This is a genomic window from Mangrovimonas sp. sgz306409 (assembly GCF_059735265.1).
The window spans coordinates 86,364-103,714 of the sequence record NZ_JCAPEU010000002.1 but is presented as its reverse complement, the minus strand read 5'-3'; the positions used below and the strand labels follow the sequence as shown (position 1 = coordinate 103,714).

The 17,351-nt window shown below is 39.2% G+C and carries 20 protein-coding genes; 11 read left to right on the top strand and 9 right to left on the bottom strand.

What is annotated here, in order from left to right; all coding sequences use genetic code 11:
• Window positions 1-29: 29 nt before the first annotated feature.
• Window positions 30-620: a HupE/UreJ family protein gene (locus AC6I5C_RS03890; RefSeq protein WP_053976291.1), complete on the bottom strand. Its 591-nt coding sequence runs from the start codon at window positions 618-620 to the stop codon at window positions 30-32.
• 179 nt (window positions 621-799) lie between these two features.
• Between AC6I5C_RS03890 and AC6I5C_RS03885 the strand changes: the two genes are divergently transcribed.
• The 6 genes from AC6I5C_RS03885 to AC6I5C_RS03860 all read left to right on the top strand — a co-directional run bounded on the left by AC6I5C_RS03885 (window position 800) and on the right by AC6I5C_RS03860 (window position 4,188).
• Window positions 800-1,249, top strand: a complete 450-nt coding sequence (locus AC6I5C_RS03885) for a LexA family protein (protein WP_497904032.1) — start codon at window positions 800-802, stop codon at window positions 1,247-1,249.
• Between the two features lie 225 nt (window positions 1,250-1,474).
• Window positions 1,475-1,957: a hypothetical protein gene (locus AC6I5C_RS03880; protein ID WP_497904031.1), complete on the top strand. Its 483-nt coding sequence runs from the start codon at window positions 1,475-1,477 to the stop codon at window positions 1,955-1,957.
• Between the two features lie 10 nt (window positions 1,958-1,967).
• Window positions 1,968-2,360, top strand: a complete 393-nt coding sequence (locus AC6I5C_RS03875; RefSeq protein WP_497904030.1) for an OB-fold protein — start codon at window positions 1,968-1,970, stop codon at window positions 2,358-2,360.
• 34 nt (window positions 2,361-2,394) lie between these two features.
• Window positions 2,395-3,249, top strand: a complete 855-nt coding sequence (locus AC6I5C_RS03870; protein ID WP_497904029.1) for a DUF5777 family beta-barrel protein — start codon at window positions 2,395-2,397, stop codon at window positions 3,247-3,249.
• Between the two features lie 22 nt (window positions 3,250-3,271).
• A complete protein-coding gene (locus tag AC6I5C_RS03865) occupies window positions 3,272-3,631 on the top strand; it encodes a hypothetical protein (protein WP_497904028.1) in 360 nt (119 codons plus the stop codon).
• 11 nt (window positions 3,632-3,642) lie between these two features.
• Window positions 3,643-4,188 carry a YceI family protein gene (locus tag AC6I5C_RS03860; protein ID WP_497904027.1) on the top strand — a complete coding sequence of 182 codons (546 nt, stop codon included), beginning with the start codon at window positions 3,643-3,645 and terminating at the stop codon, window positions 4,186-4,188.
• A gap of 77 nt (window positions 4,189-4,265) precedes the next feature.
• On the opposite strand, the gene AC6I5C_RS03855 is transcribed toward AC6I5C_RS03860, so the two are convergent.
• From AC6I5C_RS03855 to AC6I5C_RS03825, 7 genes are all read right to left on the bottom strand, one after another.
• On the bottom strand, window positions 4,266-5,720 hold the full coding sequence (locus AC6I5C_RS03855) for a TolC family protein (protein WP_497904026.1): 1,455 nt from the start codon (window positions 5,718-5,720) through the stop codon (window positions 4,266-4,268).
• A complete protein-coding gene (locus tag AC6I5C_RS03850) occupies window positions 5,710-8,952 on the bottom strand; it encodes an efflux RND transporter permease subunit (RefSeq protein ID WP_497904025.1) in 3,243 nt (1,080 codons plus the stop codon). The genes AC6I5C_RS03855 and AC6I5C_RS03850 overlap by 11 nt, the downstream gene beginning before the upstream one ends.
• 21 nt (window positions 8,953-8,973) lie before the next feature.
• A complete protein-coding gene (locus AC6I5C_RS03845) occupies window positions 8,974-10,056 on the bottom strand; it encodes an efflux RND transporter periplasmic adaptor subunit (protein WP_497904024.1) in 1,083 nt (360 codons plus the stop codon).
• A 154-nt stretch (window positions 10,057-10,210) separates the two neighbouring features.
• Window positions 10,211-10,627, bottom strand: a complete 417-nt coding sequence (locus AC6I5C_RS03840; protein ID WP_497904023.1) for a hypothetical protein — start codon at window positions 10,625-10,627, stop codon at window positions 10,211-10,213.
• A gap of 201 nt (window positions 10,628-10,828) precedes the next feature.
• Window positions 10,829-11,215, bottom strand: coding sequence for a cupin domain-containing protein (locus tag AC6I5C_RS03835; RefSeq protein WP_497904022.1), 387 nt, complete (start codon window positions 11,213-11,215; stop codon window positions 10,829-10,831).
• 303 nt (window positions 11,216-11,518) lie between these two features.
• On the bottom strand, window positions 11,519-11,818 hold the full coding sequence (gene trxA, locus AC6I5C_RS03830; RefSeq protein WP_497904021.1) for a thioredoxin: 300 nt from the start codon (window positions 11,816-11,818) through the stop codon (window positions 11,519-11,521).
• Entirely contained in the window at window positions 11,808-12,206 is a 399-nt protein-coding gene (locus tag AC6I5C_RS03825; RefSeq protein WP_076662458.1) for a DUF302 domain-containing protein, read from the bottom strand. The genes trxA and AC6I5C_RS03825 overlap by 11 nt, the downstream gene beginning before the upstream one ends.
• Window positions 12,207-12,363: 157 nt before the next feature.
• Between AC6I5C_RS03825 and AC6I5C_RS03820 the strand changes: the two genes are divergently transcribed.
• The 3 genes from AC6I5C_RS03820 to AC6I5C_RS03810 all read left to right on the top strand — a co-directional run bounded on the left by AC6I5C_RS03820 (window position 12,364) and on the right by AC6I5C_RS03810 (window position 14,952).
• Window positions 12,364-12,771: a gamma-glutamylcyclotransferase family protein gene (locus tag AC6I5C_RS03820; protein WP_497904020.1), complete on the top strand. Its 408-nt coding sequence runs from the start codon at window positions 12,364-12,366 to the stop codon at window positions 12,769-12,771.
• An 88-nt stretch (window positions 12,772-12,859) separates the two neighbouring features.
• Window positions 12,860-14,545, top strand: coding sequence for an RluA family pseudouridine synthase (locus AC6I5C_RS03815; RefSeq protein WP_497904019.1), 1,686 nt, complete (start codon window positions 12,860-12,862; stop codon window positions 14,543-14,545).
• Between the two features lie 56 nt (window positions 14,546-14,601).
• Window positions 14,602-14,952 carry an SdpI family protein gene (locus tag AC6I5C_RS03810; protein ID WP_497904018.1) on the top strand — a complete coding sequence of 117 codons (351 nt, stop codon included), beginning with the start codon at window positions 14,602-14,604 and terminating at the stop codon, window positions 14,950-14,952.
• A gap of 89 nt (window positions 14,953-15,041) precedes the next feature.
• Here AC6I5C_RS03810 and AC6I5C_RS03805 read toward each other — a convergent pair whose 3' ends face one another.
• On the bottom strand, window positions 15,042-15,497 hold the full coding sequence (locus tag AC6I5C_RS03805; protein ID WP_157503109.1) for a hypothetical protein: 456 nt from the start codon (window positions 15,495-15,497) through the stop codon (window positions 15,042-15,044).
• Between the two features lie 290 nt (window positions 15,498-15,787).
• Here AC6I5C_RS03805 and AC6I5C_RS03800 point away from each other — a divergent pair, with 290 nt between their 5' ends.
• Window positions 15,788-16,594, top strand: a complete 807-nt coding sequence (locus AC6I5C_RS03800) for a response regulator transcription factor (protein ID WP_497904017.1) — start codon at window positions 15,788-15,790, stop codon at window positions 16,592-16,594.
• Between the two features lie 123 nt (window positions 16,595-16,717).
• Window positions 16,718-17,320: a hypothetical protein gene (locus tag AC6I5C_RS03795; RefSeq protein WP_497904016.1), complete on the top strand. Its 603-nt coding sequence runs from the start codon at window positions 16,718-16,720 to the stop codon at window positions 17,318-17,320.
• Window positions 17,321-17,351: the final 31 nt, after the last annotated feature.

Genomic DNA, 17,351 nt, shown 5'->3' with positions numbered 1-17,351 from the left:
TTATCAAAACCCTAAATTTCATGCATTATTTAGGAAAGGTAACCGCTGCGCATGAGCATAGGAAGCATGGCACCCAAAACCATAGCCGAAATGACCATGACCCAATCACGTTTAGAGAACCTAAAAATAGTCTCGCACAGAAATCCCAAAAACAATACAATAAAAGCAATGATGAGCTGACCTATTTCCAAGCCCAAGGAAATCTCCAAAAGCGTCACCAGCTTCATATCCGATGCATGTACAAATTTACCAAAAGTCCCAACATAGCCCATTCCGTGGACCAATCCTAGAAACAAGGTTGCAAAAAACAAAATCCCTATTTTTTCATTCGGAGCTTTTTTACCAGAGGTAAACACATTGTACAATGCAACAATTAAGATGGTAATGGGAATTAAAAATTCCACGAGTGAAGCATTCACCCTAACCACATTATAGGAAGCCAAGGCCAAAGACAGGGAGTGTCCCAATGTAAATACCGTAATGAGAAGCAGGATGCGTTTCCAATCTTTAAACGCATATGGCACCATTAAAACAATTAAAAACAAAATGTGATCGTAGGCTTTAATATTCAGCACGTGGTACATGCCTTGCTGCAGGTGAGTCAAAAAATCGGCTAGCATAATTAATTACAATTTGGGATAAGTCAAAGTTACGATTAATAGGGAACTGGCAAAACAAATTTTAACATAAGAAGCTCTTTAAAATTTCTAGATGTTTATACTTTTTAATGTAATTTTAAAACCTTGTGTAACGTGATTCCGTTTACTCTACAAAACACTAACATCCAAAACTAAACCAAATGCCCTTAAAGTTTTTAACCCCTAAAAACAGCCTAGAGTTTTTTACTCCAGACACTGAAAATTCTCTTGAAATTACACTAGCACAAACTGGAATTTCGGCAGGGTATCCTTCTCCAGCAGAAGACTACAACGACTCTAAAATAAGTCTGGACAAAACCTTGGTTCGCAACAAGGAAACGACTTTTTATGCAAAAGTTAGCGGTCAATCCATGATAGGCGCTGGATTGGACGACGGCGATCTATTGGTGGTTGATAGAGGAATAAACCCGAAGCATAATAAAATAGCTGTGTGTTTTATTGATGGAGAATTTACCGTCAAACGCCTTAACGTCACTTCGGAGGGCATCTTTTTAATGCCAGAAAACCCCGCCTATGAACCTATAAAAGTTTCTAGCGAAAGTAACTTCCAAATATGGGGTATTGTAACCCATGTGATCAAAAAAATGTAATCTTTAACATTTTCACATATCATACCCCCAACCAATTTTAAGGCTTTTTCCTTAAAGTTAGTCTTGCCAAACCATGGATTCCTTTACCCTATCAACCTCTGACTAAATAGCATTTTTTCAATTTTATTTTACAGAACACAACTATTTTCTTAACTTTCTCATAAAATATTGATATTTTGACACTTTAATCTAATTAGATTAAACTTTAACCTTAATTCAATTGTTATGAAAAAATCACTTCTTTTGGCGCTTCTTACGCTAGGGTTTTCTTGGATACTTACAAGTTGCTCCTCTGATGATGACAACAATAATTCAAACAACAATGCAATTATTGAAGAGGTTGAAAATATTGCTGAATCTGGAGATTGGATTATAACTTCATTCATAGATTCGGGAGAGGATGAAACCAGTGATTTCACAGGGTACACCTTCACTTTTGGAAGCAATGGCACCCTAACCGCAACCAACGGCACAACTACCCATACAGGTATCTGGACTATTACCGATAGTAGTAATAGTACAGACGATGACAACAACAGTGACGATGACCTCGATTTCAATATCTTTTTTAATGTGCCAGACACTAATGATTTTGAAGACCTAAATGACGATTGGGATATAGACACCTATAGTAGTACAACAATTAAACTCATCGATGTTAGTGGAGGTAATGGAGGCACCGATACATTAACTTTCCAAAAAATATAACCTCCATTATATGAAATCAACTCGCAACTGGCTTTTCATTATCGCCATAATTGCCATCGTGGCCATATTGGGATACAACTACGTTTATCAAGACCATAGGAATATAGAAAATGAGGCTCCAACCTTTACAATGGAAGCCCAAGATTTAGTCTCAGAATTCTATTCAGACCCAACAGCTGCTGAAACAAAATACCTAAACAACACGATTGCAGTATCTGGGATAGTTACCGAAAGTTCAACTCAAAGTATCACACTTAACGACAAGATATTTTGCCAACTCTCACAACCTGCTGAAACAACTATAGCACAAGGTCAAACCATCACCATCAAAGGACGCGTTATTGGCTATGATGATCTTTTGGAAGAACTGAAATTAGACCAATGCAACCCAATCAACAACTAACTCATAACAACCCTTTATTGAATTATTATCACATATGAAGCACCTCTATTTTTTACTTTTTCTATTTTGCATTCCATTTTTAACCTTTTCACAAGAAGATTTATTAAGCGAAATAGACACAGACACTATTGTAGACCCTTATGTTTCTGCCGTATTTAAAGGTCTTAAAATCGTCAATTTTGAATCTACCAAACTCGTCGCTAAAAACGAATTTACCTTTGTAGTGGCCCACCGATTCGGCAGTATCGAAAATGGTTTTGACACCTTCTTTGGGCTTGACGATGCCGTAACCCGACTTAATTTCATCTATGGTATTAGTGACGGTTTCAACATTAGCGTTTCCAGAAGCTCCTATCAAAAAATTTATGAAAGCGCCATTAAGTATCGCCTTTTCAGACAGGAAACCAATGGGTTTCCCCTAACTATTGTGGGTTACAATTCCCTATTAATAAATACTGCTTTGGACAAAGACAATCTTCCAAAATTAGAATTCAAACATAGATTGGGATATACAGCGCAATTACTCATTTCAAGAAAAGTGACCAAAAACCTATCTCTGGAATTGGCACCAACATTTTTCCATGACAATTATGTGCAGCTTGATGAACAGGACAATTCGCAATTTGCCCTTGGTTTTGGTGGGAGATACAAATTATCAACCAGATGGTCCCTTAATATGGACTACGGATGGCATCTTAACCGTGCTTCAAATTCCCCATTCAAAAACCCATTATCAATTGGGGTAGATTTGGAAACTGGAGGCCATGTATTCCAAATGCATTTCACTAATGCACAACCCATGAACACTAACGGATTCTTAGGACAAAGCACTGGCGACTGGGCCGATGGAGACGTTTATTTTGGATTTAACTTAAGTAGAGTATTTTAATAACACACACAAAAAAACAACTATGAAATTAACTTACACCTCAATTTTAGCCTTATTACTATTGTTTAACTGTTCTAGCGATAGCGAAGACGACTTAACCGACGATACCCCTATTACAGAAACAATTACCTATAACGAGCATATTAAACCAATCATGGATAATAATTGCATCAACTGCCACAGCAATCCACCAGTAAATGGGGCGCCAATGGCATTGACAACCTATGAAACTGTAAAAGAATCCATGTTGAACAGAAATCTTTTTGGACGTATCACGACAGATAACACAGCATTGTTAATGCCTGTTGGAGGTCCTAAATTGCCACAAAACCTCATTGACCAAGTTGAGCAATGGGAAACAGATGGTCTACTTGAAGAATAAATACCATTATTATGAAAACACTTGCCTACCTCCTGCTATGCCTAAGCCTTACAACAGGCTTTGCCCAGGAAAAGTATCTCACGAAAACAGGAACCCTAGAGTTTGAAGCTTCAGTACCTTCCTTTGAGGAAGTGGCCGCCAAAAACACTTCGGTAACCGCTATTTTAAATGCTGACAATGGTGAATTTGCCTCATTGGCATTGGTAAAAGGATTTCGGTTTAAAAATGCCCTCATGGAGGAACATTTCAATGAAAACTATGCGGAATCCTCAGAATTCCCGAAAGCGACCTTTAAAGGCACTTTCAAAGATTTTGACAAGAATAGCCTTTCAGGGAAACAGCAATTCACTATAGATGGTGAGCTGACCTTTCACGGGGTTACCAATACCCTAAAGGACATTCCCGTGACTATAGAAAAACAAGGAGATCAACTCGTCCTAACAGGAAGTTTTGTGGTGCTCATTTCTGATTACAACATCAAAATACCGAGTATTGTTGAGAATAAAATTTCCAAAGATGTTAAAGTGAGTTTCAACTTCAAATTAGACAAGAAATAACAAAAACAAACCCCCATTATACTTTTCAGTACACATGGGGGTTCTCATCAACCAACCATAATTCCTATACCAAGGAATTAATTCCATCCGCCCCCGAGGGCTTTATACATTGTTACAAAAGCAGTCATTTGCTCTTTTTTGGTTTCTACCAATTCCATCTTCGATTCCAACGCATCCCTTTGGGTCAACAACACTTCCATATAGTCTGCTCTCGCCGACCTAAAGAGTTTATTAGTAATATCGATAGACTTCGTTAAAGCTTCCACCTGTTGCTCTTTCAAGTGGTAACTTTCTCTCAAATTATCAATCTTGGAAACCCCATTGACCACTTCAATGTAGGCGCCCAAAATGGACTTCTCGTATTCAAAAATGGCCTGCACCTGCCTGTCATTGGCATTAAAATACTCCGCTTTAATGGCATTTCTATTGATAAGCGGCGCCACCATATCCCCTGCCAAAGTGTACAGCAATGAGGTTGGGGTATTGAATAGATATTTTAAACTGAAAGCCTCCAAGCCAACACCAGCCCTAATAGTAAAGGAAGGGTAAAAATTAGCCTTGGCCACTTTGACATCCAATTTGGCAGCTGCCAATTCATATTCAGCTTGACGGATATCGGGCCTATTGGCTAACAATTGCGATGGGATTCCCACAAAAATCGTGTCCATTTCTGTATCGATAAACCCTTCAGATTCGCGATTGATATGTTGAGGCGACCTTCCTATCAAGAAATTGATTCGATTTTCGGCCTCTACCACTTCCTGTTTTACTGAATACAGTTCACTCTTGTTCTTGAAAACCTCAGCTTCCAAACGCTGAACCCCCAATTCGGTGGCCTTGGCTGCTTGCTTTTGAAGACGAATGGTCTTTAAAGCATCTTGCTGCAGTTGTAAGTTTTGAGTGATAATGGCCAATTTATTATCTAAAGCCTGAAGCTCATAATAGGATTCCGCCACTTCAGAAATAAGATTGGTTACCATAAAGTTCTTCCCTTCCTCCGAAGACAAGTACTCCATGACTGCTGCTTTTTTGGAATTGCGCAACTTTTTCCACACATCCACTTCCCAAGAAGCAACAGCTGCCACTTGAAAGTTAGGCAACGGCTCAGGAAACTCTTCGCCAGGTCTGATATCCGTATTGGCATCGTTGGCACCTTGACTGGTATAACGTCCCACTTTTTCTACTTCACCAGCGGCTTGAATATCGACATAAGGTAAATACTCTCCTTTTCGAGCACGAATTTCATTCCTAGCCATATCCACTTTCATCAACATGATATTAAGCTCTTGATTGTTCACCAAAGCCGTATCGATCAAAGCTGTTAAATAGTCATCCTTGAAGAATTCCTTCCAATTGATCTTGGCAGAATTGCTCGTATCTACCACAACCTGCTCTGAGAAAGTTTCTGGCAATGCTGTGTTCTCATCCCTAACTTCCTTTGTGGGCACACAACTGCTAAAAGCGAACAGCACAAATCCCACAAGTGCTCCAATTTTGAAATTGAAGGTTTTAAAAACTGATTTATTTCTCATTGTTTCCTTTCATTAGTTTTTTGATTTGTTTGTTCATCTCTTTCAGTCGCTGTCTTAAAGCACTTTCTTCTTCACCACGTCTTACAAATTCTTCTGAAATAGGCTCTTCGTACTCGTCCTTGATCAAGCTTCTTCCTTCTGCCATTTTTCCAAAAATGTAATACAACCCTGGAATGACAACCACTCCAAAAAGAGTTCCTATCAACATACCTCCCAAAGAAGAGCCTCCAATGGTTCTATTTCCGATAGCCCCAGCACCAGTAGCGATTACCAAGGGCACCAATCCAGCTATAAAGGCAAACGATGTCATCAAAATAGGTCGGAACCTCATTTTGGCTCCTTCAATAGCCGCTTCCAAAACGGTAGCACCCTGCCTGTGCCTTTGCACCGCAAACTCCACAATAAGCACGGCGTTTTTACTGAGTAATCCAACTAGCATGATCATCCCGATTTGAGCATATACATCATTGGAAAGCCCCATGGCCTTCAACATTAAAAACGATCCAAATACTCCAATTGGCAATGACAACAACACTGCCAACGGCAATAGGAAACTCTCATATTGAGCTGCCAATACAAAGTACACAAAGATCAACACCACGATAAATACATAAAGGGCGTCGTTACCGCGTTGCGCTTCGTCGTACGAAAGACCTTCCCAAGCAATATCATACCCTCGAGGCAAGGTTTGTTGCGCTACTTCTTGAATGGCCTTAATGGCATCATCACTAGTATAGCCTTTAGAAGGCAACCCTCGAATGGCAGCAGAATTGTACAAATTGTATCGGGTAATCTCGTTAGGTCCCAATTTCTTTTCCAACGTCATGAAAGAAGAATAGGGCACCATTTCGCCTTCTTCGTTTTTCACAAAAAGCTTTTCCAAATCGGTTGGCAAGCTACGGTACTCCGGAGCCGCTTGAGTATACACTTTGAAAAAGCGTCCAAACTTGATAAACCCTTGCTCGTAGGTACTACCAATTAGAATATTGAGATTTTCCATGGCATTCCCAATGGAAACCCCTTTTTGCATAGCGGCCTTATTATTAATCTTCAACTCATATTGAGGATAATTGGCCGCAAAGAAGGTGAACAAACCACTCAACTCCTTACGCTGTCCCAGCGCTTCCAAAAACTCGTTGTTGATTCTTTCAAATTCATGATAATCGGTACCGTTGGTTTTATCCAATAATCTTAAGGAAAAACCTCCCGAGGACCCGAATCCTGGTACCGCAGGTGGTTCGAAGTATTCAATGACCGCTCCAAGATCCTTGCTTTCCTCTTCCAGTTCTTCCATGATCTCGTGTACCGAATGCTTACGGTCCGACCAGGGTTTAAGGTTGATCAAACAGGTTCCTGCGTTGGAACCACGACCTTCGGTCATAATTTCATAACCTGCCAAAGACGATACCGATTCCACGCCTTCAATCTCTTCACACATCGCCTGAAGTTTTCTAGCGACATCATTGGTACGCTCCAAAGTAGCTCCTGGTGGCGTTTGAATGATGGCATAAATCATCCCTTGGTCTTCACTAGGAATAAACCCTGAAGGCACCACTTTATTCACCAATCCAGTCCCAATACAGAAAGCTATCAGCACCCCAAACGTAATCACCCTTCTATGAACAATGAGCTTCAGAAATCCTACATAGCGTCCCGTCAATCTTTCAAAAAGACGGTTAAAACTATCAATGAAACGGTTCATCAAAGATTTCTTTCTAGGCTGCCCATGATTGTTCTTTAAAATCATGGCACACAATACAGGCGTTAATGTCAAGGCCACTACAGCTGAAATTACAATAGCACCTGCCATGGTAATGGAGAACTGTCTGTAGAACACCCCTACTGGCCCAGTCAAAAATGAAATAGGGATGAAAACCGAAACCATTACCAAGGTAATCGCAATAATAGCTCCTCCAATTTCACTTAATACTTTACTGGAAGCCTGATAAGGCGTGAGATGCTCTTCTTCCATCTTGATATGGACGGCCTCCACAACCACAATGGCATCATCCACCACAATACCAATGGCCAATACCAAGGCGAAAAGAGTAATCAAGTTGATGGACAAGCCGAATATTTGCATCACAAAAAAGGCCCCTACCAAGGATACCGGAACGGCAATAATTGGGATTAACGTAGAACGCCAGTCTCCCAAGAATATGAACACCACAATAGCCACCAAGATGAAAGCATCTCGAAGCGTGTGCAATACCTGTTCTATGGAAGCATCCAAGAAATTGGAAACGTCATAACTGATTTTATAATCCACCCCTGGAGGCAAATCTTCCTTAAGTTCCTTTAATTTTTCCTTTACGGCCTTGATTACATCACTACCGTTACTTCCAAAGGTTTGTTTTAACACTATGGAGGCTGAAGGCTCCCCATCGAGATTGGAATAGATATCGAAGAATTCACTTCCCAGTTCCACATCGGCAATGTCACCAAGGGTAATCATTTCCCCTTCGGAATTGGCCCTTACAATGATTTCCTTATACTCTTCAGGTTCGTTGTAACGGTCACGATAGGTCAATACATACTCCAAGGATTGGGATTTTTTCCCCGAACTCCTACCAATACGTCCTGGACGTGCCAGAATACTTTGGTCCTCCATAGCCTCAAGCACTTCTTCCGCCGAAATATTATAGGCACGCATACGGTCTGGTTTCAACCAAACCCTCATGGCAAATTTACGGCTCCCTAAAATTTGGGCACTCGCAATTCCGTTGATCCTTTGAATCTCTGGAACTATTCGGGTGTATGCATAATTGTAAAGAAACTTTTCATCTGTATTGTCCTTCTTGCTATACAGGTTCACATACATCAACATACTAGGCTGAACCGGCGTAATAATCACCCCTTCCCTTTGCACCAATTCTGGCAAAAGCGGCATTACTTGGTCCACTCTGGTCTTGACCCGGACGACGGCATCGTTGGGATCGGTGCCTGGGTCGAAAATAATTCTTACCGTTCCTTCACCCGCACTGGTGGCATCGGAAGCAATATATCGCATTCCTTGCACTCCATTAATGGCGGTTTCCAAAGGAATCAAGGTTGACTTTACCAAAACGTCGGCACTCGACCCTGGATAGGCAATAAATATGTTAACAGTGGTTGGGGCAATTTGGGGAAATTGCGAAATAGGCAGTTGCTTTATCGCCAATAACCCCACAAAAACTATCATTACCGAAATGACAATAGCCAATACCGGTCTATGAATAAACTTTTTAAACATGATCTAAAATTTTTGTGATTATTATTCGGCGTAAACATCCAAATGGGCCAAAACCTCATCTGGTTGCTCTAGCTCATAGGCAATTTTCTGACTGTCCTTAACCAAACGGATGCCTTCCAAAAGAATGATATCCTTTTCATCAAGACCGTCTTCAACCACAAACAAATGAGAGAGCTCTGCTCCTACCTTTATTTCCTTTTGTCTAACAATGTGGTCCTGATCTACCACAAACACGTAACGTTTATCCAAAACCTCAAAAGTGGCTTTTTGTGGAATCAACATGGCATGTTTTAAAGGCGTCGTCATCAAGACCGTTCCTGTTTCACCATGACGCAATATGCCATCAGGATTTTGAAAGGTCGCCCTAAAGGCAATATTTCCTGTTTCGTTATTGAATTCTCCCTCAATAGTTTCAACAACACCTTTTTGGTTGAATGTTTTATTGTTGGCCATTAACAAACGAACCTCTTTATTATCGTCTTTGTTTTGGCTCATTACATAATCCAAATATTCGGCTTCAGGCACATTGAAATATACCCACATCTGACTGTTGTCTGAAAGCGTTGTCAACAACTCTCCTTCATCCAACATACTACCTTCCCGTACATGAAGGTGGTCCATAATCCCATCAAAGGGTGCTTTAATATTGGTAAATCCTAAATGGGTTTCTGCCAAGGCAACCTCGGCTTTAGACTTTTCGTAATTGGCCTTTGCCAGGGCCAATTCGTTTGGAGACACAACATCATTGTCTGCCAACAATTTGGTATTTTGGTATTCAATAGAAGCAGCCTCACTTTCGGCTTTGGCCTTTTGAAGCTCTGCTTGATAGATATTCGGCATGATCTGGAACATCATCTGTCCCTTTTGCACCTTTTGACCTTCATCTACTCTGATGTCTTGTAGGTAGCCCTTTTCCATGGCTCTGATCTCGATATTTCGGATAGAATGCACCTGACAGACATATTCCTTGGTAATGGAAGTGTCCCTATACACAGGATTGGTTACCTGGAAGGTCCGTTCTTCGTGCTTTTCTTCCTTGTGCGAGTTACAACCTACACTACATACCATGGCCAATAGACCAACGTAAATTGGGAATCTCTTCATAATAATTTTTGTTTGTATAAAGCTCCTTGGCTTTATGTTTGAATAGTTTGAAAAAAGTATGAATTGAAATAAGCAATATGTCCGCTAAAAGGTCTAGATCCTTAGGACACATTACAGAAGTTAGGCAATACTAAATTGCCTTAATACGTAAAAATCAAATCCTGAAAACTTGGTACAGGACGGATATTTTTTGGGATGGTAAATGCACATGGCACTTACTAAAAGGTAGGTGTTTCTTCTTTTCCAGAAGAATGAAGCCAGTGGCTATGGCAAAACAAATAGCCGCAAAGTAATAGCCTTGGCTTTGGAGAAGTTTATCAAAATCGTAAAGGTGAGCACTTTCTTCTTCAGGTTCCGCAATGGAAACTTCCAATAGTGGAGTTTCCTTTTCGGAATTGGACCATCCCTTGGTAACGAATGCTCCTTCCTGATGTTGTTGCTCGATAGTTTGAGATTGATTAGCAACAATTTCTCCTTGCCCATTCACCGTAAGATTGGCATAGGCTTGGCCGTACCCAAACACGAGTACCGCACATACAAATAAAAGATATTTGAGAAATGTTCTAATCATTTGGGAGGCAAAACTAAAAGAAGCGAAGAACCCAAACAAATTTTAAACATTAAAAATTTGCAAAAAAGTATTGCTTTTATGAATTCCCTGATTTTAGATGATTGAATTTAGAAATACTGAAAAAAGGACCAACCCTAAAATAATAAATCGCAAACACTTATGAATCGAAGGCCAAACACAAGCAACAAACGCACGAAGAAATCAGGAAGCCTCTCCTTCCAATTCTGCCATTTTCTTACCAACATGGGTAATTACCTCATTGTATTCCTTAGTAGGACTAAAATCAATGAACTTGACATTTTCCTGAACTATGGCCGTGTGACCTGCAGGCAAATAAAATACATCGCCTTCTTGCAATAGATCTTCCTTACCATCATCGTAAAGCACCAAAAGTGCCCCTTCAATAATGTATCCCCAATGCGGGCAATGGCAACTGTTGTTGTCTAAGCCGTCTAAAAGTGGAGTAAAATCGGTTCCGGCTGGCAACTCATTATAACAAGCGGTCATAGCTCCAAAATCGGCCTGAGCACGCATAATCGAATCTGGAGACTGCATGGTAGTGGGGATGTTTTCTTTGTTGATTTTCATGGCCCTATGATTTTAATTATCAGAAAGTTACGAAAAAATATACTCGTTTTAACAGCGGAAATACGACATTTATCCACAGGCAAATTTTCAAGACTCCAAAAACCATCACTTAACATTTCACCCCTAAAGTTAAGCATTCCTTAACCCAAGAAACCCTTCATTTCGCTCAGTAATAAGTTTCTTTGCCACTCTTTAACTGGACAACTATCGATGGGACTGTCATTAGCATGTCTTCTTAAATCATCGATGAACTCGAGATGAAAGGCGTGGTTTCAGCTCCCACGCCTTTTTTATTCCAACTAATTAAGAATTTGATTTAATCACCTGAATAATATCTTCCTTCTGAAGCACTCCAGATTGTCGCCAAACCTGTTGTCCATTTTTAAAAAGCAACATTGTAGGCACACCCCTAACCTGATACTTGGCTGCCAAGGCATTATTCTTATCCACATCTATTTTTACAATCTTAATGGAGTCTCCTAGACTTTCCTTGACCTGTTTTAAAATAGGCGCCAACATTTTACAGGGCCCACACCAATCTGCAAAAAAATCTACCAATACAGGGGTATCGGCATTGACAATATCATTAAAACTACGCTTCATTGTTAAGGTTTTTGATCACATTTTCTAATTTGGAACTCACTTCTTGGGCAACATCCTTCAAGGTGTCGTTACCCACCGCCTGCATAGACACCATGGGGTTGATACATGACACCTCCATTTGGTTAGGCCCCAATTCCTGTACAATAAAGTTACAGGGCAACATGGTTCCTATTTTATTCTCTGCCTGAAGTGCCTTATAGGCAAATGGCGGATTACAAGCGCCCAAAATTTTATATTTCTTGATATCCACATCCAACTTATTTTTCAAAGTTTGCTTCATATCTATTTCCGTTAATATACCAAAACCTTCCTGTTTCAATAAAGCAGTTACTTTATCTATGGTTTCATCAAAAGTTCCCGTTGTGTTTGTTGAAAAATAATAACTCATATTTTTATCGATTGATTTACAGTTATTTAAAATACAAAGTTAAGAAAACCCAACTTTTTTATCGTGACCTAGGTTACAGTAATTGAACAGAAAATTACACTAAGTCAAACCCAATTTTTTATATTTTTAAAAACCAAAAGGCAACATTCTTTTAAGCATGACTCCCCTAGAAAAAGATTATTTATTTGTTTATGGCACTTTATTAAAAGATACAGGACACGAGATGTCCCGCTTTTTACTTGAACATGCTCAATGGATAGGCGATGGTTATTTTTACGGTAAACTGTTTAAGGTAGACAATTATCCAGGAGCTATTTTAAGTGACGATTCCAAAGATAAAGTCTACGGAAGCATTTACCAGCTTAGCAATACCATTCGTGTTTTTGAAGTTTTGGATAGTTACGAAGGCATGGATCCTCATTCCACAGAACCGGATCTCTACAAACGTATGAAAGTTGATTCCCATCTAGAAGATGGCAACACAGTTTCATCATGGGTGTATATTTACAATTTAGACACAGAGCACCTAGAACAGATCCACTCCGGAAACTACTTGTTACCCTAAGAATCACACTTGCAAGCCTTAGCCTCCCTTAACGACAAAGCTAACATTCATTATTATTTCGTTTCTTTGCGGCACTTTTTTAGAAGCTATGCAACATTTTGGCGACACATTGATACATCCTTTAAAGGCGGATTCGGGAGTAGACTTACCGGAAAAATTCACATTTCCATTTTACTACCAACCCCATCCATTATGCATTCAGGCAGCTCAGGATTTGCAAATCTATTTGGAAAACCAAACCGATTTTGAGCATAATTTTGGTTTAGCTCCAGAAATGCAAGGCTTGGTTATTGGAAAAATGTTTGGAGTGATGGTGGTTAAAAACCAACAGGACGAATTGGCTTATCTAGCAGCCTTTTCCGGAAAACTGGCTGAAAGCAATCACCTTAAAGGCTTTGTTCCAACCGTATATGACACCTTAAACAAAGAAGGTTTTTACAAAAAGGGAGAAGCCCAACTTAATGAACTCAACAGAACCATTGAAACCCTTGAAAGCGCCGACGAATTACGAATGGCCAAAGAACAGCTAGCTGATAGTAAAAGAAACGCAGAAAAAGAACTTTCAGACTTTAAGGCCATGATGAAGGCCAAAAAGAAAGAACGCAATAAACAACGGGATGAAGCCAAAGAAATTTTAAGCGACAGTGAATTTCAAGCCCTTTTTGAAAGGTTGAAAACAGAAAGTATCGGGTATCAAATCCAGTTGAAACAACTGAAACAACATTGGGAAACCGCCATAAAAGTTGCCGAACTGAACTTAGCCAAAGTCACAGCGCCCATAATCGAGCTAAAAGAACAGCGCGCATCACAATCGGCTAATCTACAAAAGCGACTTCATGAACAGTACCGCTTTTTAAATGCCGAAGGTCTTTCAAAAGATTTATTGGACATTTTTAAAAACACATCTTCCCCTGTTCCCCCAGCAGGATCGGGAGAATGTGCCGCTCCTAAATTGTTTCAATACGCCTATCAAAACCAATTGCAACCTATTGCCATGGCAGAATTTTGGTGGGGTGCGTCACCTAAATCGGAAGTACGCAAACACAAACAGTTCTATCCTTCTTGCCGTAGTAAGTGCGAACCCATTTTAGGCCACATGATGCAAGGCTTAAACGTGGAAGACAATCCCATTGAACAATCCATAACCTATGACAAGGAATTGGACATTGTGTTTGAAGACGAGCATCTTTTATTAGTGAACAAACCACACGAATTTTTGTCGGTACCAGGGAAAACCCAAAACGAATCGGTGTTGACTAAAATGAAACAATACCTACCAAAAGCAAAAGGTCCGCTGCTAGTACATCGTTTGGACATGTCTACTTCTGGCTTACTATTGGTAGCTAAAAACGAGCGCACCCACAAATTACTGCAAAGACAGTTTATAGAACGTACTGTAAAAAAACGCTATGTAGCCCTTTTGGACGGTGAATTAGCAACCACCGAGGGCACCATCGACCTCCCCTTACGCGTTGATTTGGACAACAGGCCTCAACAGTTAGTTTGCTACGACCACGGAAAGCCTGCCAAAACACAGTATGAAGTAGTGTCTGTAGAAAACGGAAAAACCCGCATTCATTTCTACCCAATTACGGGACGCACCCACCAACTACGTGTCCATGCAGCGCATAGCAAAGGCCTGCAAATTCCAATCGTAGGCGATGATTTGTACGGCACCAAAACCGATAGATTACACCTTCATGCCGAACGTTTAACGTTTACGCACCCTGTTTCCAAAGAGGTCATGACCATCATTTGCGAAGCACCTTTTTAAAGTACAGACATTACTTACTTTTTGAAAAAATTGTATTTTAGACAAAAAAGTTTCAGATGCCAGTAGACAATCCTTTATTTCTAATTCCAGCCAGCTCAGGAACCATTTTTATGTTACTTGGCTTAGTCATGCTTAAGTTTCCACCCAAAACCATCAACCCTATTTACGGTTACAAAACTGGCAGTTCCATGAAAAATCAGGAACGCTGGGATTTTGCCCAAGTTTATGCCGCAAAAATATTAATGATAGTTGGAGCCCTTCTTATAGTATTTAGTTTACTGGGATTTGCGTTCGAACCGGCACGTGAAACTGCTAATGCCTTAGGCAGCGCTGCGCTAATTGTCTCAATAATTGCTATTCTACTAAAAGTAGAACATGCTATCAAGCGAAAGTTTGGAAAAAGTTAAAAAAGGAATTCCCAAACTGCTCAATAAAAATAACACAAAACAAAAAAAACCACCTTTAATAGGTGGTTCTTAAAAAATATCAACAACTCTTATTTTGTTTCTATTAAAGGCATGGCTGTTTGTAGTTCATTATCTATAGACGTTTGAACGTAAAGTTCAAATTGGACAAACTTAGCCGCCGTTTTTGCTCCAAATTCCTTCTCATACTTTTTATAATATTTCCACAGGATTTTATCGCTCTGGTCTCTAATGGAAAATGTTTCCTTAACAATGTCTGCTGCCTGCTCATCGGTAAAGGTTCCGTATTGGTAAGCATATTTTTTCAACAGGGCAATTCGCCTATTGGCCAAATCCTTTCGTTCTTCGGTATAATCATTATAGATTTCCCAAAATTTAGCGCTCTGTGATGTTTCCAAATCCAAAAATTCGCCAAGAGCCATTTTCTTTTCAGAATTGAACAAATCCTTAAAGGCTTCCATTTCTGCATTCTGAGCAAAACTCTGGAAACCAAACAAAAGCATTACAATTAAAATAATCTTTTTCATCGCTTGTTATGTTTTTAGTTATCTCGATTAGTCTCACGAAGTTATTGCTTTCTTATTAAAAAAACAAAGAAACCAAACACGTAACATGATGAATACCAATTGATAACAAACAACATAATAGAAACCAATACAGCTTACATTTAAATATTCATCTAATTTATGCCCCCCTTTAGCCTTCAAACTGCATTTTGTCGATGAAATTTAATCTTCATCTATAATAATTGTTGCAACTAGCATATCTCAATAATTTAAATACACCCAGTAAGCTAAAACAATTTAAATGAAATGAAATGGAAACCAACAACCAACCAGCCACCATTATAAACTTTTGGAAAGAAAATTACACCAAAAACATTGCCCTTGATGATACCTTCCGAAATTCGGAGCAACTCATTAAAATTGCCAATATTTTTACTCCCGGAGCCAGCTACTATTACATACTCAACCTTAAAACCTTAACCATAGAATACATTTCCCCCAGCGTTGAGAAAATTTTAGGCATCCCACCTGAAGAAGTCACCATGGAAAAAATGCTTGAAAAAGTTCAAGAATGCGAATTCCAAAAAATCCTAAAAAAAGAGCAGACCATACAGGACTTCTTCTTCCGGTTTTTACCAAAAAGTGACATTCTTTCTTATAAAATCATTTTTACTTACAATCGGGTTGATCAATCAGAGCAAATAAAAACCATGATGGTCCAAACTTCAATCATAGCTCTAAGCGAAGAAATACTCCCCAAACATATTATTAGTATCCATACCGACATTAGTCACCTAAAAGTAAAATCGACAAATGAGGTATCCTTTATCCATTTGGATGGGGAAAAGTCCTATTATAATATTTGCAGCCAATCGGGGTGCTTTTGCCCAAACAACTCTATTGACAAGAAAAAGGACTGGATAGAATGCATCACCAAACGCGAAAAGGAAATCATACAGCATTTGGCAAAAGGGGAAAGCACCAAAACCATTGCCAATTTGTTACACATCTCTGCCGAAACTGTAAAAACCCACAGAAGGAATATTGCTCTAAAGTCTGGCGCCAGTAATACTGTAGAATTGATTAGCCAGTGCATTAATGCCGGGATGATAGTTTGAATTATTTTAAATGTAACCTACAGGAACTATTCGAAAAAATTGATTTAGGCATACTCACACCAAAGCTCTCAATCAAATGTTGTGCAAAGTACAATCACCAACCAATTAGCTCAATATTGTAATATGAAAACAATCCTAATCATTCTTTTTATCACAAATATAAGTTTGTCATTTGGTCAAATTTCGGATAAAAAATATCTGCCAGGTATTTTCAAAACACATATGAATTTTCTAATGAACGATATTAGAGCAGAAGACTCGATTAAAGTAAAAAAGAACTATAATCCCACAAATAATACATTTAAACTCTGGGATAGTCAAGGGAAAAGAATCAAAGAACCTTTCGCAGTCTCTGACGGAAGACATATTTACTTTAGAGCGAATTCAATAAAAAAATATTTTACCAATAAAGAAAATGAGAAATTAGCTGTAAGTAAAAATGGCTATTTCAGAGCCATCTGTAGTAATGAAAACTACATCTATATTGAAAGCTTTTTCCACAGTATGGGATTGACTGACTGGAGAGTTGGCACTCTTTATCGGGCGGGCATTATATATGATATTTCAAAAGGGACATTCACTGCGTTTTATACAATTGAAGATTTGAATTCATTTTTAAAGCAAGCCTGTGATGCAGAAATGAGTGATGAATATTTAAGCATGAAAACTGTTTGGTTCGCCATGAACTATATATTTGATTATAAATTTAATCCATTCAACCAATAATAGAACGCAGGTTGATTATAGCTTCTTAACT